Genomic DNA, 21946 nt, shown 5'->3' with positions numbered 1-21946 from the left:
TTGTCACACAGCCTGTATCGAGCCCGTGACAGCCACGCGCGGTAACACAATCCAACCCCTTGATTTACCTGGCCCGCACAACGGTGGCCCAACCCTTGCTCTACGCTTTATCAAGCGGCTTGCCGCGCTGTACTCCAATAAACATAAAAGCAGGAGATGCCTACCATGCGTTATGCACACCCCGGTACTGAAGGCGCGATCGTTTCGTTCAAGGCCAAGTACGGCAACTACATCGGTGGCGAATTCGTCGCGCCGGTCGATGGCAACTATTTCACCAATACGTCGCCGGTCAACGGCAAGCCTATCGCCGACTTCCCCCGCTCCACTGCCAAAGACATCGACAAAGCCCTCGACGCTGCCCATGCCGCCGCCGACGCCTGGGGCAAGACCTCGGCCCAGGACCGCTCGCTGGTGTTGCTGAAAATCGCCGACCGCATCGAACAGAACCTCGAGCTGCTGGCCATCACCGAAACCTGGGACAACGGCAAGGCCGTGCGGGAAACCCTCAACGCCGATATCCCGCTGGCCGCCGACCATTTCCGCTACTTCGCCGGGTGCATCCGCGCCCAGGAAGGCAGCAGCGCCGAAATCAACGAACTCACCGCCGCCTACCACTTCCACGAACCGCTGGGCGTGGTCGGCCAGATCATCCCGTGGAACTTCCCGCTGCTGATGGCCGCGTGGAAACTCGCCCCGGCCCTCGCCGCCGGTAACTGCGTGGTACTCAAGCCCGCCGAGCAAACCCCGCTGGGCATCAACGTGCTGATGGAACTGATCGGCGACCTGCTGCCGCCTGGCGTGCTGAACGTGGTGCACGGTTTCGGTAAAGAAGCCGGCGAAGCCCTGGCCACCAGCAAACGCATCGCCAAGATCGCTTTCACCGGCTCAACGCCAGTGGGCTCACACATCATGCATGCGGCGGCCGAGAACATCATTCCGTCTACCGTTGAGCTGGGCGGCAAGTCGCCGAACATTTTCTTCGCCGACATCATGAAAGCCGAACCGCAATTCATCGAAAAAGCCGCCGAAGGTTTGGTGCTGGCGTTCTTCAACCAGGGCGAGGTGTGCACCTGCCCATCGCGTGCGCTGGTTGAAGAGTCGATCTACGACGACTTCATGAAAGTGGTGATGAAGAAGGTCGAGTCGATCAAGCGTGGCGACCCGCTGGACACCGACACCATGGTCGGCGCCCAGGCGTCCGAGCAGCAGTTCGACAAGATCCTGTCCTACCTGGAAATCGCCAAAGGTGAAGGCGCGCAACTGCTGACCGGCGGCAAGGTGGAAAAACTCGCCGGCGACCTGTCCACCGGCTATTACATCCAACCGACCCTGCTCAAGGGCACCAACGAAATGCGCGTGTTCCAGGAAGAAATCTTCGGCCCGGTGGTGAGCATCACCACCTTCAAGGACGAAGCCGAAGCCTTGGCGATCGCCAACGACACCGAGTTCGGCCTCGGTGCCGGCCTGTGGACCCGCGACATCAACCGCGCCTACCGCATGGGCCGGGCGATCAAGGCGGGTCGCGTGTGGACCAACTGCTACCACCTGTACCCGGCGCATGCCGCGTTTGGCGGTTACAAGAAGTCTGGCGTGGGCCGTGAGACGCACAAGATGATGTTGGATCACTACCAGCAGACCAAGAACTTACTGGTGAGCTACGACATTAATCCACTCGGGTTCTTCTAACTAACAACCCCCTCCCACCTTTGAAATGCAATCAAATGAGGGAGGGGGCTTGCTCCCGATAGCAGTGGGCCCGCCAACAGTTATGTGACCGACACATCGCTATCGGGGCAAGTCCCCTCTCACATTTAGATCTTCATAAGTACTTGCCCAGTGCATTCGGCACACAGAGGCCGAGTTAAAAAACAATAACAATGAAAGGTACTTCTTCATGCCTAGCGAACCGACTGGATCTTCCGTCGACTTCGAAAAAGTCGACTCCCACTATTTCCAACAACGCGAACTGAAAAAAGGCGCCGCCGGCTGGGTGCTTCTGGTGGGCCTTGGCGTTGCCTACGTGATCTCCGGCGACTACGCCGGCTGGAACTTCGGCCTGGCCCAAGGTGGCTGGGGCGGCATGTTCCTCGCCACCCTACTGATGGCCACGATGTACCTGTGCATGTGCTTCTCCCTGGCCGAACTGTCTTCGATGATCCCCACCGCCGGTGGCGGCTACGGGTTTGCCCGCAGCGCCTTTGGCCCCTGGGGCGGGTTCCTCACCGGCACCGCGATCCTGATCGAATACGCCATCGCCCCCGCCGCCATTGCCGTATTTATCGGCGCGTATTGCGAGTCGCTGTTTGGCATCGGCGGCTGGATGATTTACCTGGCGTTCTACATCATCTTTATCGGCATCCATATTTTTGGCGTCGGTGAAGCCTTGAAGCTGATGTTTGTCATCACCGCCATTGCGGCCATTGCCTTGGGCGTGTTCCTGGTGTCGATGGTGCCGCACTTCAACGTCGCCAACTTGCTGGACATTCCGGTGACCGAGGCCAAGGGCGCCAGCAGCTTCCTGCCGTTCGGCTACGTCGGCGTGTGGGCAGCGATCCCCTATGCGATCTGGTTTTTCCTGGCGGTAGAAGGCGTGCCCCTGGCCGCCGAAGAAACCAAGAACCCCAAGCGCGACCTGCCTCGGGGCCTGATCGGCGCCATTGTGGTGCTGACCAGCTTCGCCTTGTTGATCCTGGTGATCGCACCGGGCGGCGCGGGCACTTATGCACTGATCAAATCCGGCAACCCGCTGGTTGAAGCCTTGGCGTTGTCCTACGGCGGTTCGACCTGGATGGGCAGCTTCGTCAATCTGGTGGGCCTCGCGGGCTTGATCGCCAGCTTTTTCTCGATCATCTACGCCTATTCGCGGCAGATCTTCGCCTTGTCCCGCGCCGGTTACCTGCCGCGCAAACTGTCCCAGACCAACAAGAGCAAGGCGCCCGTGTTGGCGCTGGTGATTCCCGGCCTCATCGGCTTCGGCCTGTCGCTGACCGGCCAGGGCGACCTGCTGATCCTGGTGGCGGTGTTTGGCGCGACCATTTCCTACGTGCTGATGATGGCTGCACACATCACCCTGCGCATTCGTCGCCCCAAAATGGACCGCCCGTACCGCACGCCAGGCGGCATCTTCACCTCGGGCGTAGCGCTGGTGCTGGCCTGCGTGGCAGTGGTGGCGGGGTTCCTGGTCGATCCGCGCGTGGTCATTGGCGCCGCGATCATCTATGGAGTATTAATTGCTTACTTTGCTTTCTACAGCCGGCATCACTTGGTAGCAGGCACGCCCGAAGAAGAATTCGCGGCGATCCAGGCCGCAGAGGCCGCCTTGCACTGACTGCCGTAAACCTCGACGCGGGCGCCTTACCCAGCTTTGCCCGCGTCACCAAGGAGACACTGTATGGCAAGCTTTTCCCACGCGGTCGGTGCACAAACCTACCGCTTCGACAGCCTCAAGGACGTGATGGCCAAGGCCAGCCCCGCGCGGTCCGGAGACTTTCTCGCCGGCGTCGCCGCACAGAACGACGGCGAGCGGGTGGCGGCACAAATGGCCTTGGCCAATATTGCGCTCAAGCACTTCCTGGAAGAGGCGCTGATCCCCTATGAAAGCGATGAAGTCACCCGGCTGATCATCGACACCCATGATAAGCAGGCGTTTGCCCCGGTCAGCCACCTGACCGTCGGCGGCCTGCGCGACTGGCTGCTCAGCGACGCTGCCGATGAACAATCCCTACGCGCATTGGCGCCGGGGCTGACACCGGAAATGGCCGCCGCCGTGTCCAAGATCATGCGCGTGCAAGACCTGGTGCTGGTGGCACAGAAGATCCGCGTGGTCACCCAGTTTCGCGGCACGATGGGCCTGCGCGGGCGCTTGTCCACACGCTTGCAGCCCAACCATCCCACGGATGAACCGGCAGGCATCGCCGCGAGCATTCTCGACGGCCTGCTCTACGGCAACGGCGACGCCATGATCGGCATCAACCCGGCCACCGACAGCATCGCCTCGATCTGCGCCATGCTGGAAATGCTCGACGCGATCATCCAACGCTACGAAATCCCGACCCAAGCCTGTGTGCTGACTCACGTCACCACCTCCATCGAAGCGATCAACCGGGGTGTGCCGCTGGACCTGGTGTTCCAGTCGATTGCCGGCACCGAGGCGGCCAACGCCAGTTTCGGCATCAGCCTGAGCGTGCTGCAGGAGGGTTACGACGCGGGCTTGAGCCTCAACCGTGGCACCTTGGGCCAGAACCTGATGTATTTCGAAACCGGCCAGGGCAGCGCCTTGTCGGCCAACGCGCACTTTGGCGTCGACCAGCAAACCTGTGAAACCCGCGCCTACGCCGTGGCCCGGCATTTCAAACCGTTTCTGGTGAACACCGTGGTCGGTTTTATCGGCCCGGAATACCTGTACAACGGCAAGCAGATCATCCGCGCCGGTCTCGAAGACCACTTCTGCGGCAAGTTGCTGGGCGTGCCGATGGGGTGTGACATCTGCTACACCAACCACGCCGAGGCTGACCAGGACGACATGGACACCCTGTTGACCTTGCTCGGGGTGGCCGGGATCAACTTCATCATGGGCATCCCCGGCTCCGACGACATCATGCTCAACTACCAGACCACCTCGTTCCACGACGCCTTGTATGCCCGCCAGACATTGGGTTTAAAACCGGCGCCGGAGTTTGAACAATGGCTGGCCAAAATGGGCATCTTTACGCAAGCCGACGGCAAGGTGCACTTCGGCAACAGCCTGCCACCGGCCTTTCGCCACGCCTTGGCGCAATTGGGATGAAGGAGCCGCCCATGCAACTCGACCTGCCTGACAATCCATGGCTGGAGCTGCGCCGCCTGACCCCGGCGCGCATCGCCCTGGGTCGCACCGGCACCAGCATCCCCACCAACGCACAGTTGGACTTCCAATTCGCCCACGCCCAGGCGCGGGACGCCGTGCACTTGCCCTTCGACCATGGCGGCCTGAGCAGCCAGTTGGCCGAACGCGGTCGCGACAGCCTGTTGCTGCACAGCGCCGCCACCGACCGGCATATGTACCTGCAACGCCCCGACCTGGGCCGACGCCTGAGCGATGAGTCGGCCCAGGCCCTGAAGGATTACGCCGCCGCACATCCGGGTGGCGTGGACCTGGCCGTGGTGGTGGCCGATGGCTTGTCGGCGCTGGCGGTGCATAAACATACGCTGCCGTTTCTGACGCGCATGGAAGAACAAACCCACGCCGAAGGCTGGTCCTTGTCCCCGGTGATCCTGGTGGAACAAGGCCGCGTGGCCGTGGCCGATGAGGTCGGTCAACTGCTGGGCGCCAAGATGGTGGTGATCCTGATCGGCGAACGGCCGGGGCTCAGCTCGCCGGACAGCCTGGGCCTGTATTTCACCTACAACCCCAAGGTCGGCCTCACCGACGCGTACCGCAACTGCATCTCCAATGTGCGCCTGGAAGGCTTGAGTTATGGCATGGCGGCCCATCGCCTGCTGTACTTGATGCGAGAGGCGTGTCGCCGGCAGTTGTCGGGGGTCAGCCTCAAGGACGAGGCTCAGGTTCAGACGATCGAGTCCGACGACCCGGACCTGATGAAGGGTAACTTCCTGCTCAGTCCTCCTGTGGACTGATCCCGGCACGATTGCGATTTTTCACGGCTTTAGGCAGCATCAAGTCACGGCCGCGCGTGTGGTCACCCCCCATTTGGAAGTTGAGGCCTGGCATGCGGATTACTCAAGCGACCCTGGAACACCTGGACCTGCTGACCCCGTTGTTCGTCAAATACCGCGAGTTCTACGGGGCCTTGCCGTTCCCGGACTCGTCGCGGGCTTTCCTGGAGAAGCGCCTGCGGCGTAAGGAGTCGGTGATCTACCTGGCGCTGGCCGACGATGACGACAAGCGGTTACTGGGGTTTTGTCAGCTGTACCCGAGTTTTTCATCGCTGTCGCTCAAGCGGGTGTGGATTCTCAACGACATCTATGTGGCCGAAGATGCCCGCCGGCAATTGGTGGCGGATAACTTGATGCGCACAGCGAAGAAAATGGCCAAGGAGACCCACGCGGTGCGGCTGCGGGTGTCGACCAGCAGCAACAATGACGTGGCGCAGAAGACCTATGAGTCGATTGGGTTTCGCGAAGATACGGAGTTCAAAAACTACGTGTTACCGATCAGTCAGGACTGATTCAGCAAGCTCGAACAGCACAAAATCCCCTGTGGAAGGGGACTTGCTCCCGATGGCGACAGGTCAGTCAGCCGGTTTATTGGCTGACACTCCGCAATCGGGAGCAAGCCCCCTCCCACATTTGAACCGAACCCAACCGCTTCACAATTTCGCGACACTCCCCGCTACAAAACCAACACGCTTTTCACTTGCCAGTACGTATAATGCCGACCTCTCAGGGTTGTAAGAATCACGACATACACTTGTAGTCTTACCTACCCGCCGCCCCCGCACAGGCCTGCTGAGCTGGGCCATCCACACAGGTGCCATCCATGGATTTCAACCCGATCGACCTTATTCTGCATCTCGACGTGTATCTCGACATGCTGGTGAGAAACTATGGTGTGTGGATCTACGCCATTCTGTTCCTGGTCATTTTTTGTGAAACCGGCCTTGTGGTCATGCCGTTCCTGCCAGGTGATTCCCTGCTGTTTATCGCCGGTGCCGTTGCCGCAGGGGGTGGCATGGACCCGGTATTGCTGGGCGGCCTGTTGATGTTGGCTGCCATCCTCGGCGACAGCACCAACTATGTAATAGGACGAACGGCCGGAGAGCGCCTGTTCAGCAACCCGAACTCGAAGATCTTCCGCCGCGACTACCTGCAAAAAACCCACGACTTCTATGACAAGCACGGCGGCAAAACCGTGACCCTGGCGCGCTTCCTGCCGATCCTGCGCACCTTCGCGCCATTCGTCGCCGGCATCGCCAAAATGCCGTACCCGCGCTTCTTCGGTTTCAGCGTGTTCGGCACCGTTATCTGGGTCGGCGGCCTGGTGACCCTGGGTTACTTCTTCGGCAACGTGCCGTTCATCAAGAAGAACCTGTCGCTGCTGGTCGTGTTCATCATCCTGCTGTCCCTGGTGCCGATGATCATTGGCGTCGTGCGCAGCCGCTTCAGCCGCACCTCCTCCGAAACCAACCCGCACTGACCGCCCGTGTGGTCCCTCAGCGCCTGGCGTCGCCGGCGCCTGCTGGCCAAGCACCCGATTGCCGATGACACCTGGCAACGGGTGCGCCACCACCTGAGCTTCCTCGACGGCATCAGCGCCGAGCAAGACCAGTGGCTGCGCGAAGCCTGCGTGGTGTTCCTCGCCGAAAAACACCTCACCGCCCTACCCGGCGTCGAACTGCACCAGGAACAACGGCTGTTGCTCGCCGCCCAGGCGCAATTGCCGCTGATGAACCTCGGCGACCTCGACTGGTACGAGGGCTTCCACGAAATCGTGCTGTACCCCGACGACTTCATCAGCCCTCAACGCCACCGCGACAGCAGCGGCGTCGAACACGAGTGGGACGGCGAGCACAGTGGTGAAGCCTGGCAACACGGCCCGGTGATCCTCGCCTGGCCCGGCGTGCTGGCAAGCGGCCAATGGGAAGGCTACAACCTGGTCATCCACGAGCTGGCCCACAAGCTGGACATGCTCAACGGCGACGCCAACGGCCTGCCGCCGCTGCACCACGACATGCGTGTGCAGGAATGGGCCAGCGTGATGCAAAGCGCCTTTGATGACCTCAATCGCCAACTGGACGCCAACCCTCACGCCGAGACGGCCATCGATCCCTATGCCGCTGAAAACCCGGCGGAGTTCTTTGCCGTCACCAGCGAATATTTTTTCAGTGCCCCGGATTTACTGGTCAGCAGTTATCCACAGGTGTACGCGCAACTCAGCCGCTTTTATCGCCAGGATCCCCTGGCCCGCCTGACCCAACTGCAAGCCCATGACCCACGCTACCCGGCGCAAGGCGAATGAGCTTGCGACGTCTGGCGCATGGCATCGGCGTCAGAATATGCCTATAATCGCCGCCACTTTTAGGCCAATCCGGCCATGTTTCATGGCCAACTACGGGGGCAACGCCCAATGAGCTACAGCAAGATTCCGGCTGGCAATGACCTGCCGAACGACATCTACGTCGCCATCGAAATTCCGGCCAACCACGCGCCGATCAAATACGAAATCGACAAAGACAGCGACTGCCTGTTCGTTGACCGTTTCATGGCCACCCCGATGTTCTACCCGGCCAACTACGGCTTCATCCCTAACACCCTGGCTGACGACGGTGACCCCCTCGACGTGCTGGTTGTAACCCCTTACCCGGTTACCCCAGGCTCGGTTATCCGTGCGCGTCCAGTCGGCATCCTGAACATGACCGACGACGGCGGCGGCGATGCCAAAGTCATCGCAGTGCCACACGACAAGCTGTCCCAGCTGTACGTGGACGTGAAGGAATACACCGACCTGCCGCCACTGCTGCTGGAACAGATCAAGCACTTCTTCGAGAACTACAAAGACCTCGAAAAAGGCAAATGGGTGAAGATCGACGGTTGGGGCAACGCAGACGCCGCCCGCGCCGAGATCATGAAGTCGGTTGCCGCCTACAAAGGCTGATACCCGCACCCCGTTGCCACGGCAATAAAAAAAAGCCCCGATCATTCGGGGCTTTTTTGTGGGAAAAATTAAACACTGAGTTCAATGTTTAATTAAAGGCGTTCAACTAAGCCGTCTTATTGAAAGATAAATCGACCTATAAGCAATATCCTACGCGCGCAATTCAACGCATGGTTTATTTGATTAGATTTTACGGCCAGTAAACTCAGCGTTTATGAATACATCAGGTGATCGTTTAAAAGCGCTATTACGGGAAGTTCATCTTTCCGCCTCCGACTTCGCCAAGAACCGTGGCGTCACGCCTCAACACGTGAACAACTGGTTCAAACGCGGCGTCCCCATGGGCCGACTCAACGAGATCGCAGAACTGCTGTGCGTCTCCAGCCGCTGGTTACACGACGGCCGCGGCCCCAAACACCCACCCGCCAACTTCCTGCTGGACGGCCCCGATGCAAGGAAAGCATTCCTCACCCGCGAAGAACCTGGCAAATACCTCACAGGCCCCGCCTGCCGCCCAGAAAAAACCGACGTGGAGATCGCCCTCCACCCCACCTTCACCTCAAGCGAACGCATCCGCGTTTCCCTGCACACCCTCGACACCCTCAACGTAAACCCCGACCGCGCGGTAGGCGCCTACATGGTCGACAACAGCATGATCGACATCATCCAACAAGGCGCCACCCTCGCCATCGACCGCGGCCGCACCCAAATCATCGACGGCGAAATCTACGCCGTCGAACACGACGGCATGCTACGCATCAAATACCTCTACAACCGCCCGGGCGGGGGTTTGCGCATGCGTAGCCACAATGCCAGCGAACACCCGGACGAATACCTCACCTACGAACAACGCTTCGAGCAAAACTTCCAGATCGTGGGCTGGGTGTTCTGGTGGTCCACCCTCAATAACCGCCGCCCACCGGTACCGCTGGATGAGCATTTATTAGGCTGGGAAGGCTCTAAATCGGAACCGGAGGTGGGCAATTGAGGTGAATGTGGGTATCATGCGCGGCACATTTGGCAGGGGATGGCTTTGCGCTATCCACCCTGCTCGGCGATGCGGAGGAGTTCCCGCTGATGCCCCTACTATTCAGCCTGACGCAATGTGGGCTGAGCGATTTGAAGGCTGGTGAGGTTTGTCAAAAACAAGCTGAGGCAGTCCCCGAGAAGCCGGCCACAAGCCGGCTTTTTAATGCCCTTAAAAACCTCAGATCAATTGTCCAACATCTGCTGGACAATTGAATGATCGAAAAGGCAGGCACTTATGCCCCGCCGGCCTCCGATCCGCGTCACCTAGGCTGCAAACACTCCACAGCCCGATCCGCCACCATCTTCGCCACCTCCACCAAATGCATCACCGCCCTCTGCGGCGCAGCCAGCGGCTCCCCAAGCACTTGCGACGTCGCCACCGCACACTGCAGCAACTCAGCCACACGCACCCAAGCATCCTCAAAGCTCAGCTCTTCATTGACGACAAATGGGTAGATCACACCCGATGACGGCGAATCCGAAACAACGTTATCCATAGCAAAACTCCAATCGATAATTTGGAGCTACCACTTCCCGCGACTAAACAAAAGGCGGCAGCTGTACGCAGGTTAGTCGACCGGTCGATTGGAAACCCGGCGCACCCGGAGGTGCCCTGCGCACAGCCACCATAAGATGCAGGCGAAGGGGTGCCTGGCTCATGAGTTGCTTATGCGCCAATCGAATCCGGGCGACTAAACCCGATCACTGAATATGCAGTGACGGACCGCAGCCTAGTCACGGAACTTCGCTGGCGCAAGCGGTTGGAATTCTCTAGGAAACGTCCTGCAAATGAAAGAGATCAGACCTGCTGGCATAACGAATTCGAGAACGCTGTATTGCCTGCAAATTCGCCTGATTTCTCAATAACACTCAGCAATAAGGATGGCGCTTGTGAGAAAAAGTGATATCACAATAGAATCACCCAGCTAATCCTGACAAACCTTACTGGGCTAGTCGTTCTGGTGAGCGATAAGGAAAGAAACAACTTCAGCTCATACATAGGTCAAGGAGACCGATATGGCAGACATCAGGGAACAAAAACTTCTCTATCACCTCACGTCGCTAGAAAATCTGAGCAGTATTTTTCAGAACGGGCTAAAACCGCGATCGCAGCTCAGGGTGTTCGAAGACGTGGCTGATGCCGAGATTCTGAAAAAACGACAAGGTTTCGCACTAGAGCAGTACGTACCTTTCCACTGGTTTGCCGCAAACCCGTTCGATGGAAGCGTTCAACGCAGAAGGCCTGACGCCCAATTTGTTGTGATCACAGTTCATCGAAACGTGGCAATTAGAAAGCAATGGAAGGTCATTCCCCGCCATCCATTGGCTAACGATTCCATTCAGTTGCTCGATTATGCTGAGGGCTTCGAGGCCATTAACTGGGAGGTCATGAATGCCAGGGACTAGCATGACCCTCAATGCAAGAGCATCTGTATGGCTGAGTGCCTGTCGCCCGGTGTAGTTCCCCCTAACGATTTCTTCAAGGTTTTTGTTTCTAATGCCGAAGTAGAAGCCCTCTGTGAGTCTAAAATGCGCGAGGCCGGTGTTAATGTACAAATCGGAGTGAATCGGGGAATGTTTCTTAGATGATTTATAACAACCTGAATCCTGAAAAGGCTCTGATCTGGCGGATCGTTCATCGCGACAATCTGCCCTGGATTCTGGACAAAGGCCTGCACTGCGCCAGCTCCGAGGTGCAGGCTCAGCAGTATGTGAACATAGGCAACGTTGATTTAATCGACAAACGCCGCACGCGCTGTGTCCCAATTGCTCCTGCAGGCTTTTTGTCAGACTACGTACCCTTCTATTTCACCCCCTTCTCTGTGATGATGAAAAATATTCACTCTGGGTGGAGCGTTCAGCAGCGCAGCAATGACGAGATCGTAATTCTCGTCTCAAGCTTGCACCGCGTCGCCGAGCTCGGCCTACCGTTCGTCTTCACAAACGCACATGCGTACCCGGATTGGACAGACTATTACAGTGATCTGGCGAATCTCCACGAGATCGATTGGTCTATCCTTCAACGACGTGACTTCAAACGTGACCCCGATGACCCTCGCAAAATGGAGCGTTATCAGGCCGAGGCGCTAATTCACCGTCACCTACCGATTACAGGACTCCTTGGCATCATGTGTTACACCGATGCAACGAAAAAACGCATAGAACAGGACGTCGCAGCCCGAGACCTGACGTTGTCCGTCCATGCGCGTCCGGGATGGTATTTCCAATGATCAGGTTCACCCAAGGCAACCTTCTGGAAGCCAACACCGAAGCCCTCGTCAACACGGTGAATACCGTAGGTGTGATGGGTAAAGGCATCGCGCTGATGTTCAAAGAGCGCTTTGCAGAGAACTATCGTTTATACGCAGCGGCCTGTAAGGCTGGCGAGGTAGAAACGGGCAAGGTTCACGTGACCGCAGTCAACGAACTGGAAGGCCCTCGCTGGATCGTAAACTTTCCGACTAAGCGTCACTGGCGATCACCTTCGCAGATGGCATGGATAACCGAAGGCCTGCTTGATCTACGGCGCTTTCTGATTGAAAACCATGTGAAGTCCGTGGCTGTTCCGCCGTTAGGTGCGGGTAACGGGGGGCTGAAATGGCCTGAGGTTCGCGAGCAGATCGTTGATGTGTTAAGTGATCTGGATGTCGATGTGCTGGTATTTGAGCCATCCAATCAATACCTGAATGTCGCCAAACGCAGCGGCGTTGAGAAACTCACACCGGCCCGCGCACTGATTGCTGAACTGGTGCGGCGGTACTGGGTGTTAGGTATGGAATGCAGCTTGCTTGAGATTCAGAAGCTCGCTTGGTTCCTGGAACGCACTATTGAAAAGCGGCCAGGCCTCAAGAACCCGCTGGACCTGAAGTTCGTTGCTCACAAGTACGGGCCGTATGCCAATCGGTTGGAGCATCTGCTTAACAATCTGGATGGTAGTTATCTGCATTGCGATAAGCGCATCAGCGATGCGGAAATCAGCGATGTCATCTGGTTTGACCAAGACCGTAAAGCCTTTCTCCAAACCTACCTCAACACAGAGGCCAAAGAGTACTCACAAGCCTTGGAGTGCACCGCCGAGTTGATTGATGGTTTTGAGTCTCCATTTGGGATGGAACTGCTGGCGACAGTCGATTGGTTGCTGAGTCAGAAAAATGTCTCCCCTAGTGTCCCTGCTGTGCGCGAGGCGTTGAAACACTGGGAGGGCGGAGCCGGTGCAGGTGCTCGCAAGAACAAGCTGTTCGACGACCAAGCGCTTGAGATTGCACTCAAACGTCTTACACACAGCCACTCTAATGCTCAAATGGTTACCTGCTGAGAGTCAGAAATCTGCCCGCTGAAGCGGGCATTTAGCCAATCGGTTGAGACGTGTCTGGCCAGACCTGACAGAGAAGCCCAGCAGGCGTCCTCAATCCAATATCAAATGCGGCAAAAACCGACTCGAATCCTTGGTAATCAAGCTATCGTCTTCCCGCACGCCAATCCCCGCAGCCTGATCCCCAATCACCCAAGACCCAATCAACGTATAGCTGTCCCCAAACCGTGGCAGCGGCGCGAACTCCTGCAGAATAAACGGCGCATCCGTGTAGGGCCCGTCTTCTTTTACGATCAGCCCATCAGCCGTTTGCAGCTCGATGTTCGCCCCTTCCCGCGAGAAAAACGGCTTGCGCACCCACCCCTTCGGCACGGCTTTACCTGGTTCAGTATCCAGATGGGACGCGAGCAAATTCGGGTGGCCTTTGTTGAATTCCCACAGCAGCGGCAGGATGCCTTTGTTGGAGAGGATGGATTTCCACGCGGGCTCGAAAAACTGCGTGTCACTCTCGGCAATCGCAGTGCCGAAGGGTTCGTGGAAGATGAATTCCCAGGCGTGCAGTTTGAACAGGTGGGGAATCCAGCGATCTTCGAGGTCGACGAAGCGGCCTTCGCGGGTCAGGCCGATGTCTTCGATGTCGATGTGGCGGGATTCGATGCCGACTTTTTCCGCGACCAGGCGCAGGTAATCCGTGGTGCCTTTGTCTTCGACCGAGTCTTTCATCGAGGCGAAGTAGAACGGCTGGTTGATCTGCAATTGGGCAAAGGCTTGATGCAGTTTGGTGTCGATGCTGTTGAACTGGTCGGCGTGTTTGGGCAGCAGGCCGCGTTCGATGCATTGCTCGAGCCAGCCCCACTGGAACGCCGCGGCCTCGTAGAGGCTGGTCGGTGTGTCGTAGTTGAGTTCCAGCAACTTGGCGGGGCCGGTGCCGTTGTAGGAGAAGTCCATGCGCCCGTACAGGTGCGGGTGGCCTTCGAGCCATGAGGTTCGGATCATGTCGTAGAACGGCGCGGGGATGCTCAGGCGTTCGAGCAGTTCTTCGCTCTGGACCACGCGGGCGACGAGGTCCATGCACATGTCATGGATCTCGGTGGTCGGGTCTTCGAGGTCGTGCTCGATTTGCTTGAGCGTGAACTGGTAGTACGCGCTTTCGTCCCAGTAGGGTTCACCGTCGATGGTATGGAACAGGAAGCCGAGGCTGTCGGCGGTCTGTTTCCAGTCATGGCGCTCTGCGCAGTGGATCTTCTTCATGGCTGCTGTCCTTAACTGCTCGACCCGCCGCCGCCCCAGCCGCTGCGTGCGCTGGCCTTGCTGCCGAAGCCGCCACGGGAGGTGGCCGAGGCCACGGAGCTCGACTGGCTGGAGGAACGCAACGTGTTCGTGTAATTGCTGCTGCCATACCGGGCCTGGTTGGAACGGCCGAAGGTCGCCCCATTGGAAGCGCGCTGATTGAGCGTGGAGTTGCCGTAGTTGCCGCGATCATCGCGATAGCGATACACCGGTTCGGAGCGGTAGCTGTTGCGATTGTTGCTCAGCATGTTGCCGATCAGCAGGCCGGTCAGCAGGCTGCTGGTGGAGAAGCCTGAGCCGCCACCGCTCGCCTGGGAGCCGGCCACTTGAGCATTGGCCGCGTCTACCTGGGATTGCGTCACCCGGCCTTCGGCGGTCAGTTCGAAACCGCCCAACCGGGGGATGAACTTGCCGGTGGACTCCTGTTGGCACCAGTCGGCGACAAAGTCGGCGTCGCAGTCGGTCTGGCTGTCGTACACCGGGGCAATGCGGCGGTGCTCGGCCATGGCCGTCATGTAGGCGTCGGAGCAGACGTCTACCGGCAGCTTTTCATCGGCGCACTGTTGAACCGACTGGAAGTTGTACTTCTTCTGCAAATCGTAGGTTTTTTCCGTTGGCCCACAGCCGGATATCGCCATGGCGACCGACGCTGCCAGCGAAAGCTGGACGTACTTGCTTCGTTTCATCACGAGCTCCGTGCTCAATCAATTCTGGGAAGGCGTCATGCACGCGGCATTCAACATGCCCACGCTGACGGCCACGGCAGCTACGTAGATGCCGGCTGCGAGCTCGCCTTTTTTGATGCGCTCGGACGTGCCTTTGAGCACCAGGCTGGTCACCATGAACGCCAACAGTTGCACGACGGCTGCAATCACCGCCCAGACAACGAAGTCGAGGATGCTGATCGAGTAGGCAATCACATTGCTGGCCGGAATGGCGAAACCAATCATGGCACCGCCCAGGGCGACCGCCGCCGACACGTTGCCCGAACGGATCAGCTCGAACTCTTCGTGCGGGGTGATGCGGGTGTAGATGAACTGGAACAAAGCGAACAGTACAGCAGCCCCCAGGATGTAGGTGACAAACCCGAACACGGCCGCTTTATTCAGGGAGATGGAGAGAGCTTCTAGCATGGACTTCTTCCTTTTTTAGAGCGCAGTCAGGTCGGTTGTGTACAGCGAAATGCCCAGCGACGTGCTCAGGCTGATGGAGCCTTGCGCGTCTTCTTCCACGGAAAACAGCAGAAACTCTCGACGATCGGTCAAGCCGGTGTCGCGGGCGTACAGCATTGAACGGTGCTCGACACTGTAAGAGGTCTGCGGGTTGATCACCTGTTCGCTCATCGCCACCAATTCTGTCTGGCCAGCCTCGCTGCCCCATACGCGCGCGTACTCGACGCCGTCGTGGGTGTAAGTCGGTAGCCCGATCAGGCTCTGTGGGCCCGCCAGCCGACGCAGTTCCGCTTCACTGCTGAGGGTGACGTAACTGAGGTAGTTGAACAGGATCACCGACTCGACCTGCCCGGCGATGTCGCCCGTGGTGTGCACTTGCAGCCAGTAATCTTCGTCGTTCATGTAATAGCGCGACAGCCAGGTCGACTGCCCGAGGTCAACGGTGCCGTTGGCCCAGATCTCCTGGGAACCGGGGATCACCACCGTGGTTTTCTCATCGAGCAACAATTTCAGGCTCGCGTCGAAGAGCACGCCTTTGCCCAGCGCCAAGCCCAACGGCCCGGTAGCCGGCGCCGTTTCGCTGGCGGTCCATTTGGACTCGGTATTCGCTTGCGGGGCCTCAAGCCCCATCAACTGTTTAAACCATCCCATTGGAGATTTCCTTGCAGCGGGAGGAGGCGTAGATGCGTGACAAAAGAAAAGTAGACATGACGTCCCTGACTCCCTGGGTACTTGATTCCTGATGACGCCATCGACTCGACGCCTGGAGGCTCAAGTGCGTTCAGCCGGCATTAAACCTGCTGCGCGGTGTAGATAACAGTACTTTGGCGGCAATAAACCCGGCGAACGCACCAAACAGATGACCTTCGAAGGAAATACCCTGTCGAGGCAGGAAACCAACGATCAAGCCGCCATAAAGCACCGCCACGACACCGGCCGTTAGCAGGTTGCTCCAGCTCCTGTGGAACCAGGCGCGAGACAGCAGGTAGGTCCACAGCCCGAATACCCAGCCACTGGCACCGACGTGAACGCCTGCAAAACCGAACAGCCAAACCAGTGAGCCGCCCAGCACAATAATGATCGCGCTGACGGCAATGAACCGATGGCGCCCTTCGATAATGACCAGCGTACCCAGGATCAGAAAGGCAATCAGGTTCGCGCTCAGGTGTGCAAAGGACGCGTGCAAAAACGGTGAGGTGAGGATGCCTGGCAGCCCTTGCAGCGTTCTCGGGACCAGGCCGAATGCCATTAGGCTGTAACCGGTCGCCACATTGAGCAGTTGCAGCGCGACCATGAAGAGCGCCAGCCCTGCGATTGTCTTGAAACCTTTCAGGGCGTCCATCCTGACCTCGACGTAAAAAGGAAGGGCAGAAAAATGCCCCTCCTGCGGCGGCGCTGCTTACTCGGCCGACTTTTGCTTCAGGCGTTCCAGAATCGCATTGGCACTGCCTGCGTTCGGCGTGATGCCGGCTTCGCGCAGCTTGCGTTCCAGGTCGGTGCCCGTCGACGCTTCAGCCAGTTCATCCTGGGCTTGCAGTTCAGCGGCGCGTTGCTGCTGCTTGGCCTGTAAGCGATTGAGCGTACCAACAGCCGTTTCCAGCTTGCCGTTGGCACCGCCGCTGGCAATGGACGCACTGACCTGAGCCTTCTGCACGCTGTCGCGAGCCTTGGCCATATCCACTTGCTGGCGCAGGCTTTTAATCCGGCTCTCAGCCTTGGTGATGTCCCTGCGCATGCTGTCAGCGTACCCACCGAATTCGGTGGCCTGCTTTTGCTCGACGTCCCGTTCGTTGGTCAGGGTCGAAATGGCTTCGGCCACTTCCAGCGCGAGGTCTTCACGATTGGCCTGGATAGCGGCCATCGCCTTGGACTCCAGATCTTTGATCTTGGCGTCGTACTCGCCGACACGATCAGCCGACAGCTTGTGCTTGGCCATGATGCTGACCAACTCACGCTTGGCGTTGGCCAGCGCACTGTCAGCATCGCGAATTTCCTGGTCAAGAATGCGCAGGGCCTGTTGGTCGACGATCGATTCGCCGACTTCGTTGGCACCGCCACGCAGCGCGGTGAACAATTTGCTCCAGATGGACTGAGTCATTGGAAATTCCTGAATAATTAATTGAAGAAACGTTCGAAGGCTTCGCTGGCGCGCTGCACGTTGTCGACGAGGGTTTTCACCTCGGTCACGATGTTGGTCAGGCTGGAGTCGGAGCTGAGGGCACCGAACATGTTGTAGACCACCTGACCGTTCGGCATGGACTCGATACCGATCGAAGACAACGGGAACATTTCCCGGCTGCGCAGCACCGCGTCATTGAATTTGACGACATCGTTGATGGACTCGACGTCGACCAGCACGGTATCCACGATGATTTGCTCGCCCACCACCGCGATGTAAATCGGCAGGCCACCGAAGTCGTTCATTTCCAGCTTGATGCTGGACTCGGCGCCTTGGACGAGAGAAAGCGTAATGTCGTTGGAAACCACTTCGTCCAGGGCCTGAAGCGCGCTGAAGAGACGGTCGTTGTTCCAGTTGGTACCTGCGCTCATGAAATTCTCCGACATGAATGAGCCAGCCAGGATCGGTTGGCGAAGCTGTTTCTCCATCTGCTTGAGCAGGCTTCGGTTTTCGGGAAGCACCCAAGTTTCGTGTTTCACATAACCGGCGGCCGCCAGGCCCGCACGCATCTGCTTCATGTAAAAGCTCGATGGCTTTTTTGCGGACGGCTTCAAGCGCTCTCCCTGAAGGCTTGCTGAATCGGTATCGGGCCCTGCAGCAGGGCTCGATGGAGAGCTGCTTTTCATGGTGCTGACCTCGTTGTGAAAAACTCACGCGTGAGAAAATCTACAGGCAATGTTCGCCGCGCTCAATAGCTCACGCGTGAGATTTTTCCGAGACGTCTTCCAGCCACGAAAAAGACCAGGCGCTGCGACCGCTCAAGCATTGTCTCTCCTGAGTTGACGGTATTACCCATTCCAGCCGATTTATCCCCCCTCCCTCCCCCATTAATCTGTACCCATGTTGAACGCAACGCCCAACCCACTTAAACAAAAAAGGATTTCAACCATGAGCACTGCAACCTACAACCGCTTGAACAAAGACGACGCCATCGTTTTGCTGGTCGACCACCAGACCGGCCTGATCTCGCTGGTGCAGGACTTCTCCCCCAACGAATTCAAGAACAACGTGCTGGCCCTGGCTGACCTGGCCAAGTTCTTCAACCTGCCGACCATCCTCACCACCAGCTTCGAGCAAGGCCCCAATGGCCCGCTGGTACCGGAGTTGAAGGAGATGTTCCCGGACGCGCCGTACATCGCTCGTCCTGGTCAGATCAATGCCTGGGATAACGAGGACTTCGTCAAGGCGATCAAGGCTACCGGGCGCAAGCAGATCATCATTGCCGGTGTGGTGACGGATGTGTGCGTGGCGTTCCCGACCTTGTCGGCGCTGGCGGAAGGGTTTGAGGTGTTTGTGGTGACGGATGCGTCGGGCACGTTCAACACCACGGTGCAGCAGGCGGCGTGGAGCCGGATGACGCAAGCGGGGGCGCAACTGATGAACTGGTTCTCGGTGGCGTGTGAGTTGCACCGCGACTGGCGCAACGACATTGAGGGCCTGGGGAATCTGTTGTCCCAGCGCATTCCCAACTATCGCAACTTGATGAATGGCTATGCGGCGCTGACTGCGCACCAGAAGTAAGTCAGCCGAATGTGACAATAAGCCTGCCCTGAAAAGCAGGCTTGCGGTGCTTGCGCGGTTCTACCCCGCCAACTCCCATCCTGTGGGTGCTTCAACTCGGCATCCACAGCCGCGAGGTAGAAGCTCAACTTGCCCAAATGCTCGGGCTTGAACTTGCCCGCCTTGAGTTCGATCACCACGTAGCAACGCAGCTTCAAGTGATAGAACAACAGGTCGATGAAGAACTCATCACCGCCTACATTCAGCAGCACTTGCCGGCCAACGAAGGCAAAGCCCGCGCCCAACACCAATAAAAAGTCAGTGACATGCTTGATCAAGGCGTTTTCGATATCGCGCTCTTGCGCCTCGGCAACAGCACGCACGGACTTCAGATTACGCGGCGAAAAACCCTTGATGTCGGGAAAGGTCGCCCGCAGATCCTGTGCAAGGCGGTCGATCACTTTGCTACCCCAGCCTTGATCGTTCTGACTGCGTACCTTACGGAACGGTCCTGCTGGCACCTGTCGAGACCATTCGCCATTGCGTCGAAAAACGAGAATGGCATTAGCCATGATCCTTGACTCTCCCCTATACGGCACCCCCTACCCTGAACGCCCATTTCAGGACCCAACACCATGAGTCAGCGCATCCTGGTCATTCTCGGCCACCCGTCCGCCAATAGTTTTTGTTCAGCCCTCGCGCAGACCTATATCCATGCCGCGAAAACGGCTGGCCACGAAGTGCGCGTCCTGCGCCTGGGGGAGCTCACGTTCGACCCTATCCTTCACCACGGTTATACCCAGGCCCAGGCGCTGGAACCCGACTTGCTCAGCGCCCAGTCCGACATCCTTTGGGCCGAGCACCTGGCCTGGGTTTTCCCCGTTTGGTGGGGCGGTATCCCGGCACTGATGAAAGGCTTCATCGACCGCATTTTCCTCTCCGGCTTCGCCTTCAAATACCGCGCAGGCAAGGCATTCCCTGACAAACTGCTAAAGGGTCGAACCGCGCACTTGCTAGTGACCCTGGACACGCCGGCATGGTATTACCGCTGGATCTATCGCATGCCGGCCATCCACCAGATGCGTCGCACCACGCTGGCGTTTTGCGGTATCACGCCGAGCAAGACACTGCTGTTCGGGCCGGTGTTGGGCTCTTCGTTGACGCAGCGAGCCCAGTGGCTGAAACAAGCCGGCGCACTATTTGAAAAAGGGAGTTTTCATGTACATCGGCAAAGCCGCGCAGTTGTCCGGCACAACCATCAAGGCGATTCGTCACTATGAGGCGATTGGATTGATGCCCGAGCCTCAGCGCCAGGGCGGTTATCGCGTCTACACGGCACACAGCGTCGAGCGGCTGACCTTTATCAAATGCGCCCAGCAACTGGGGTTCAAACTCAAGGAATTGCAGGAGATTTTGCTGGGGTACGACGGCGATACCCTTCCCTGGGACCGGGCGGACCAAGCCATCGCCAACAAGAAGCGCGCGCTGGCTGCGCAAATCGCCGAGTTGCAACGGATGCAGGCGGGCTTGATTGAATTTGAAACCCAACTGAAAGACGCTCATGGGCACTGCTCGTCAATCAGCAGTATCGCGATTTGAAGTAGCCCTTGCGCATGAGTTAGCACCGACTTTTGCGAGCATTTTGTAGGGGCAATCTGATTTTCAAAACCGTTCATCCAGCCGCTTTTCGCTGCGGCAGACTCCGACGCCTTGCCTTCTGCCGAGACGTCATGGATGACCCACGCTGTTCACATCACCTCTATCGAACATGAGCTGGATGGTTTCCATCAGAGCCTGGTGGAGTACCGCCAGCAGATGGGTGCCTGGTATTCGCGTGCGCTGGATTCGGTCAGTCATGCAGCAGATATGCCGTCGTTGCTGGGCATGGACCGGGTGTTGCGGGTTGGGGATTCGCAGCGTTCGGTGAGCCTTAGCGACGCGCAGTTTTCCACCGTGGCCCATTGCCCGGTGGGTGGCGTGCTGAAGATCGAGAGCCAGTTCGAGTCGGTGTATGACGTGCCGATTGGCGATATCCCGGTTCAGGTGATTGGCCTCGATGACGGCAGCTCCGCACTGGTCATGCTTGATGAGCACGGCAAGGGGTCGCACTACTGCACCGCTGGCGGGCGCTATCAGGTACGGGTGCAGGGTGGTGTTTCGGCAGCGCAAGTGGACGCCTTGTTTGCCTCCTACGCCGGGCTGACGTCGGACTTGGAACAGTGGCTTCGGTCGCAGTGGAAAGGCTTCAAACCCCATTGGGAGCGCTCTACTGCCAGTGCGATTGGCAGCGGCGTGCTGGCGGGCAGTTGGGCGGCGATCCATGACGTGTGGGACAGCATCAAGTGGGTGCAGGCGGTGCTGGAAGACCCGTTGAAGTACGTCGAGCAACTGGGTAGCGAGGCGGCCGAGCTGGCGCAAATCGCCACTGATGCGCCCAAGGTCATGGAACAGGCAATGTTACTGGCCAGTGATGAGGCGGCGCTGTACCTGTTACTGCGCACCGCCATGATCTGGCTGGACGCGTTACCGCCCAGTGAAGTCGCACAGGCAGTCGCCGGTTTTATGCTGTCTCTGCTGATTGATCTGGTGATCGGCGCGGTGTTGACCATCGCATTGCCGGCGGCGGGCGTGGCGTACTTGAGCACGCGCCTGGTCAAGTACGGTAAGCGAATTCTTGAGGCGGCCGTGGGTTTCGTGAAGGGCGTACTGGCGATCCTCACGAAGTTCATGCAGGCGGTGGACCGTTATAAAGCAGTGGCGGTTCGCGGCGTGGTCGGCGGGCTGAAGCAAGGCACGATGCAGATGCGCTGGCGGGCGCGGCAGAACGCGGTGCTCAAGCAGAAAGAGCGTGTGGATGATGTGCCTGCCGC

22 protein-coding genes and 3 pseudogenes are annotated in these 21946 nt (G+C 58.4%); 16 read left to right on the top strand and 9 right to left on the bottom strand.

Going from position 1 to position 21946, the window contains the following annotated elements:
* Window positions 1–165 precede the first annotated feature (165 nt).
* The 9 genes from M5B43_RS16690 to M5B43_RS16650 all read left to right on the top strand — a co-directional run bounded on the left by M5B43_RS16690 (window position 166) and on the right by M5B43_RS16650 (window position 9581).
* Entirely contained in the window at window positions 166–1686 is a 1521-nt protein-coding gene (locus M5B43_RS16690) for an aldehyde dehydrogenase family protein (protein WP_248751124.1), read from the top strand.
* A gap of 208 nt (window positions 1687–1894) precedes the next feature.
* Complete coding sequence (gene eat / locus M5B43_RS16685) at window positions 1895–3328, top strand: ethanolamine permease (RefSeq protein WP_248751123.1); 1434 nt, start codon at window positions 1895–1897, stop codon at window positions 3326–3328.
* Between the two features lie 63 nt (window positions 3329–3391).
* Window positions 3392–4786: an ethanolamine ammonia-lyase subunit EutB gene (locus M5B43_RS16680; protein WP_248751122.1), complete on the top strand. Its 1395-nt coding sequence runs from the start codon at window positions 3392–3394 to the stop codon at window positions 4784–4786.
* A complete protein-coding gene (gene eutC, locus M5B43_RS16675; RefSeq protein WP_248751121.1) occupies window positions 4783–5616 on the top strand; it encodes an ethanolamine ammonia-lyase subunit EutC in 834 nt (277 codons plus the stop codon). The genes M5B43_RS16680 and eutC overlap by 4 nt, the downstream gene beginning before the upstream one ends.
* A 92-nt stretch (window positions 5617–5708) precedes the next feature.
* Window positions 5709–6167: a GNAT family N-acetyltransferase gene (locus M5B43_RS16670; RefSeq protein ID WP_248751120.1), complete on the top strand. Its 459-nt coding sequence runs from the start codon at window positions 5709–5711 to the stop codon at window positions 6165–6167.
* Window positions 6168–6478: 311 nt separating this feature from the next.
* Window positions 6479–7135, top strand: a complete 657-nt coding sequence (locus M5B43_RS16665; RefSeq protein ID WP_248751119.1) for a DedA family protein — start codon at window positions 6479–6481, stop codon at window positions 7133–7135.
* Window positions 7136–7141: 6 nt separating this feature from the next.
* Entirely contained in the window at window positions 7142–7957 is an 816-nt protein-coding gene (locus M5B43_RS16660) for a M90 family metallopeptidase (protein WP_248751118.1), read from the top strand.
* Between the two features lie 108 nt (window positions 7958–8065).
* Complete coding sequence (gene ppa, locus M5B43_RS16655; RefSeq protein ID WP_248751117.1) at window positions 8066–8593, top strand: inorganic diphosphatase; 528 nt, start codon at window positions 8066–8068, stop codon at window positions 8591–8593.
* A gap of 214 nt (window positions 8594–8807) precedes the next feature.
* Window positions 8808–9581 carry a S24 family peptidase gene (locus M5B43_RS16650; protein WP_248751116.1) on the top strand — a complete coding sequence of 258 codons (774 nt, stop codon included), beginning with the start codon at window positions 8808–8810 and terminating at the stop codon, window positions 9579–9581.
* A gap of 301 nt (window positions 9582–9882) precedes the next feature.
* On the opposite strand, the gene M5B43_RS16645 is transcribed toward M5B43_RS16650, so the two are convergent.
* Window positions 9883–10119, bottom strand: a complete 237-nt coding sequence (locus M5B43_RS16645) for a hypothetical protein (RefSeq protein ID WP_248751115.1) — start codon at window positions 10117–10119, stop codon at window positions 9883–9885.
* 520 nt (window positions 10120–10639) lie between these two features.
* Between M5B43_RS16645 and M5B43_RS16640 the strand changes: the two are divergent.
* From M5B43_RS16640 to M5B43_RS16630, 3 genes and pseudogenes are all read left to right on the top strand, one after another.
* Window positions 10640–11212: pseudogene (locus M5B43_RS16640) on the top strand (DarT ssDNA thymidine ADP-ribosyltransferase family protein).
* Window positions 11209–11853, top strand: coding sequence for a DUF4433 domain-containing protein (locus M5B43_RS16635; RefSeq protein WP_248751113.1), 645 nt, complete (start codon window positions 11209–11211; stop codon window positions 11851–11853). The pseudogene M5B43_RS16640 and the gene M5B43_RS16635 overlap by 4 nt, the downstream one beginning before the upstream one ends.
* Entirely contained in the window at window positions 11850–12938 is a 1089-nt protein-coding gene (locus M5B43_RS16630) for a macro domain-containing protein (RefSeq protein WP_248751112.1), read from the top strand. Before M5B43_RS16635 ends, M5B43_RS16630 begins: the two co-directional genes overlap by 4 nt.
* A 90-nt stretch (window positions 12939–13028) precedes the next feature.
* Here the strand turns inward: M5B43_RS16630 and M5B43_RS16625 are convergent, their stop codons facing one another.
* The 7 genes from M5B43_RS16625 to M5B43_RS16595 form a co-directional block, all read right to left on the bottom strand.
* Window positions 13029–14186: a glutathionylspermidine synthase family protein gene (locus M5B43_RS16625; RefSeq protein WP_248751111.1), complete on the bottom strand. Its 1158-nt coding sequence runs from the start codon at window positions 14184–14186 to the stop codon at window positions 13029–13031.
* A gap of 11 nt (window positions 14187–14197) precedes the next feature.
* Window positions 14198–14911 (bottom strand): DUF1190 domain-containing protein, encoded by a 714-nt coding sequence (locus tag M5B43_RS16620; protein WP_248751110.1) that lies wholly within the window; start codon window positions 14909–14911, stop codon window positions 14198–14200.
* Window positions 14912–14929: 18 nt separating this feature from the next.
* Window positions 14930–15358 carry a DUF350 domain-containing protein gene (locus tag M5B43_RS16615; protein WP_248751109.1) on the bottom strand — a complete coding sequence of 143 codons (429 nt, stop codon included), beginning with the start codon at window positions 15356–15358 and terminating at the stop codon, window positions 14930–14932.
* Window positions 15359–15373: 15 nt separating this feature from the next.
* Window positions 15374–16048 carry a DUF2491 family protein gene (locus M5B43_RS16610; RefSeq protein ID WP_248751108.1) on the bottom strand — a complete coding sequence of 225 codons (675 nt, stop codon included), beginning with the start codon at window positions 16046–16048 and terminating at the stop codon, window positions 15374–15376.
* A gap of 130 nt (window positions 16049–16178) precedes the next feature.
* Window positions 16179–16739, bottom strand: a complete 561-nt coding sequence (locus tag M5B43_RS16605; protein ID WP_248751107.1) for a rhomboid family intramembrane serine protease — start codon at window positions 16737–16739, stop codon at window positions 16179–16181.
* 57 nt (window positions 16740–16796) lie between these two features.
* Complete coding sequence (locus M5B43_RS16600; protein WP_248751106.1) at window positions 16797–17495, bottom strand: PspA/IM30 family protein; 699 nt, start codon at window positions 17493–17495, stop codon at window positions 16797–16799.
* A 17-nt stretch (window positions 17496–17512) separates the two neighbouring features.
* Window positions 17513–18094, bottom strand: a complete 582-nt coding sequence (locus tag M5B43_RS16595) for a YjfI family protein (RefSeq protein WP_248751105.1) — start codon at window positions 18092–18094, stop codon at window positions 17513–17515.
* Window positions 18095–18464: 370 nt separating this feature from the next.
* Here M5B43_RS16595 and ycaC point away from each other — a divergent pair, with 370 nt between their 5' ends.
* On the top strand, window positions 18465–19097 hold the full coding sequence (ycaC, locus tag M5B43_RS16590; protein ID WP_034100941.1) for an isochorismate family cysteine hydrolase YcaC: 633 nt from the start codon (window positions 18465–18467) through the stop codon (window positions 19095–19097).
* A 74-nt stretch (window positions 19098–19171) separates the two neighbouring features.
* Here the strand turns inward: ycaC and M5B43_RS16585 are convergent.
* Window positions 19172–19564: pseudogene (locus tag M5B43_RS16585) on the bottom strand (PDDEXK nuclease domain-containing protein); the annotation flags it as partial.
* Between the two features lie 147 nt (window positions 19565–19711).
* Here M5B43_RS16585 and M5B43_RS16580 point away from each other — a divergent pair.
* The 3 genes and pseudogenes from M5B43_RS16580 to M5B43_RS16570 form a co-directional block, all read left to right on the top strand.
* Window positions 19712–20356 carry an NAD(P)H-dependent oxidoreductase gene (locus M5B43_RS16580; RefSeq protein WP_248751103.1) on the top strand — a complete coding sequence of 215 codons (645 nt, stop codon included), beginning with the start codon at window positions 19712–19714 and terminating at the stop codon, window positions 20354–20356.
* A complete protein-coding gene (locus tag M5B43_RS16575; protein WP_248751102.1) occupies window positions 20295–20675 on the top strand; it encodes a MerR family transcriptional regulator in 381 nt (126 codons plus the stop codon). Before M5B43_RS16580 ends, M5B43_RS16575 begins: the two co-directional genes overlap by 62 nt.
* A 135-nt stretch (window positions 20676–20810) precedes the next feature.
* Window positions 20811–21946 (top strand): annotated as a pseudogene (locus M5B43_RS16570) (type IV secretion protein Rhs); the annotation flags it as partial.

The sequence above is a fragment of the Pseudomonas sp. MWU15-20650 genome (genome assembly GCF_023242475.1).
In the GTDB taxonomy this organism is placed as follows: domain Bacteria; phylum Pseudomonadota; class Gammaproteobacteria; order Pseudomonadales; family Pseudomonadaceae; genus Aquipseudomonas.
The sequence above is the reverse complement of the archived record's forward strand: the minus strand, read 5'-3'. Positions and strand labels throughout refer to the sequence as shown.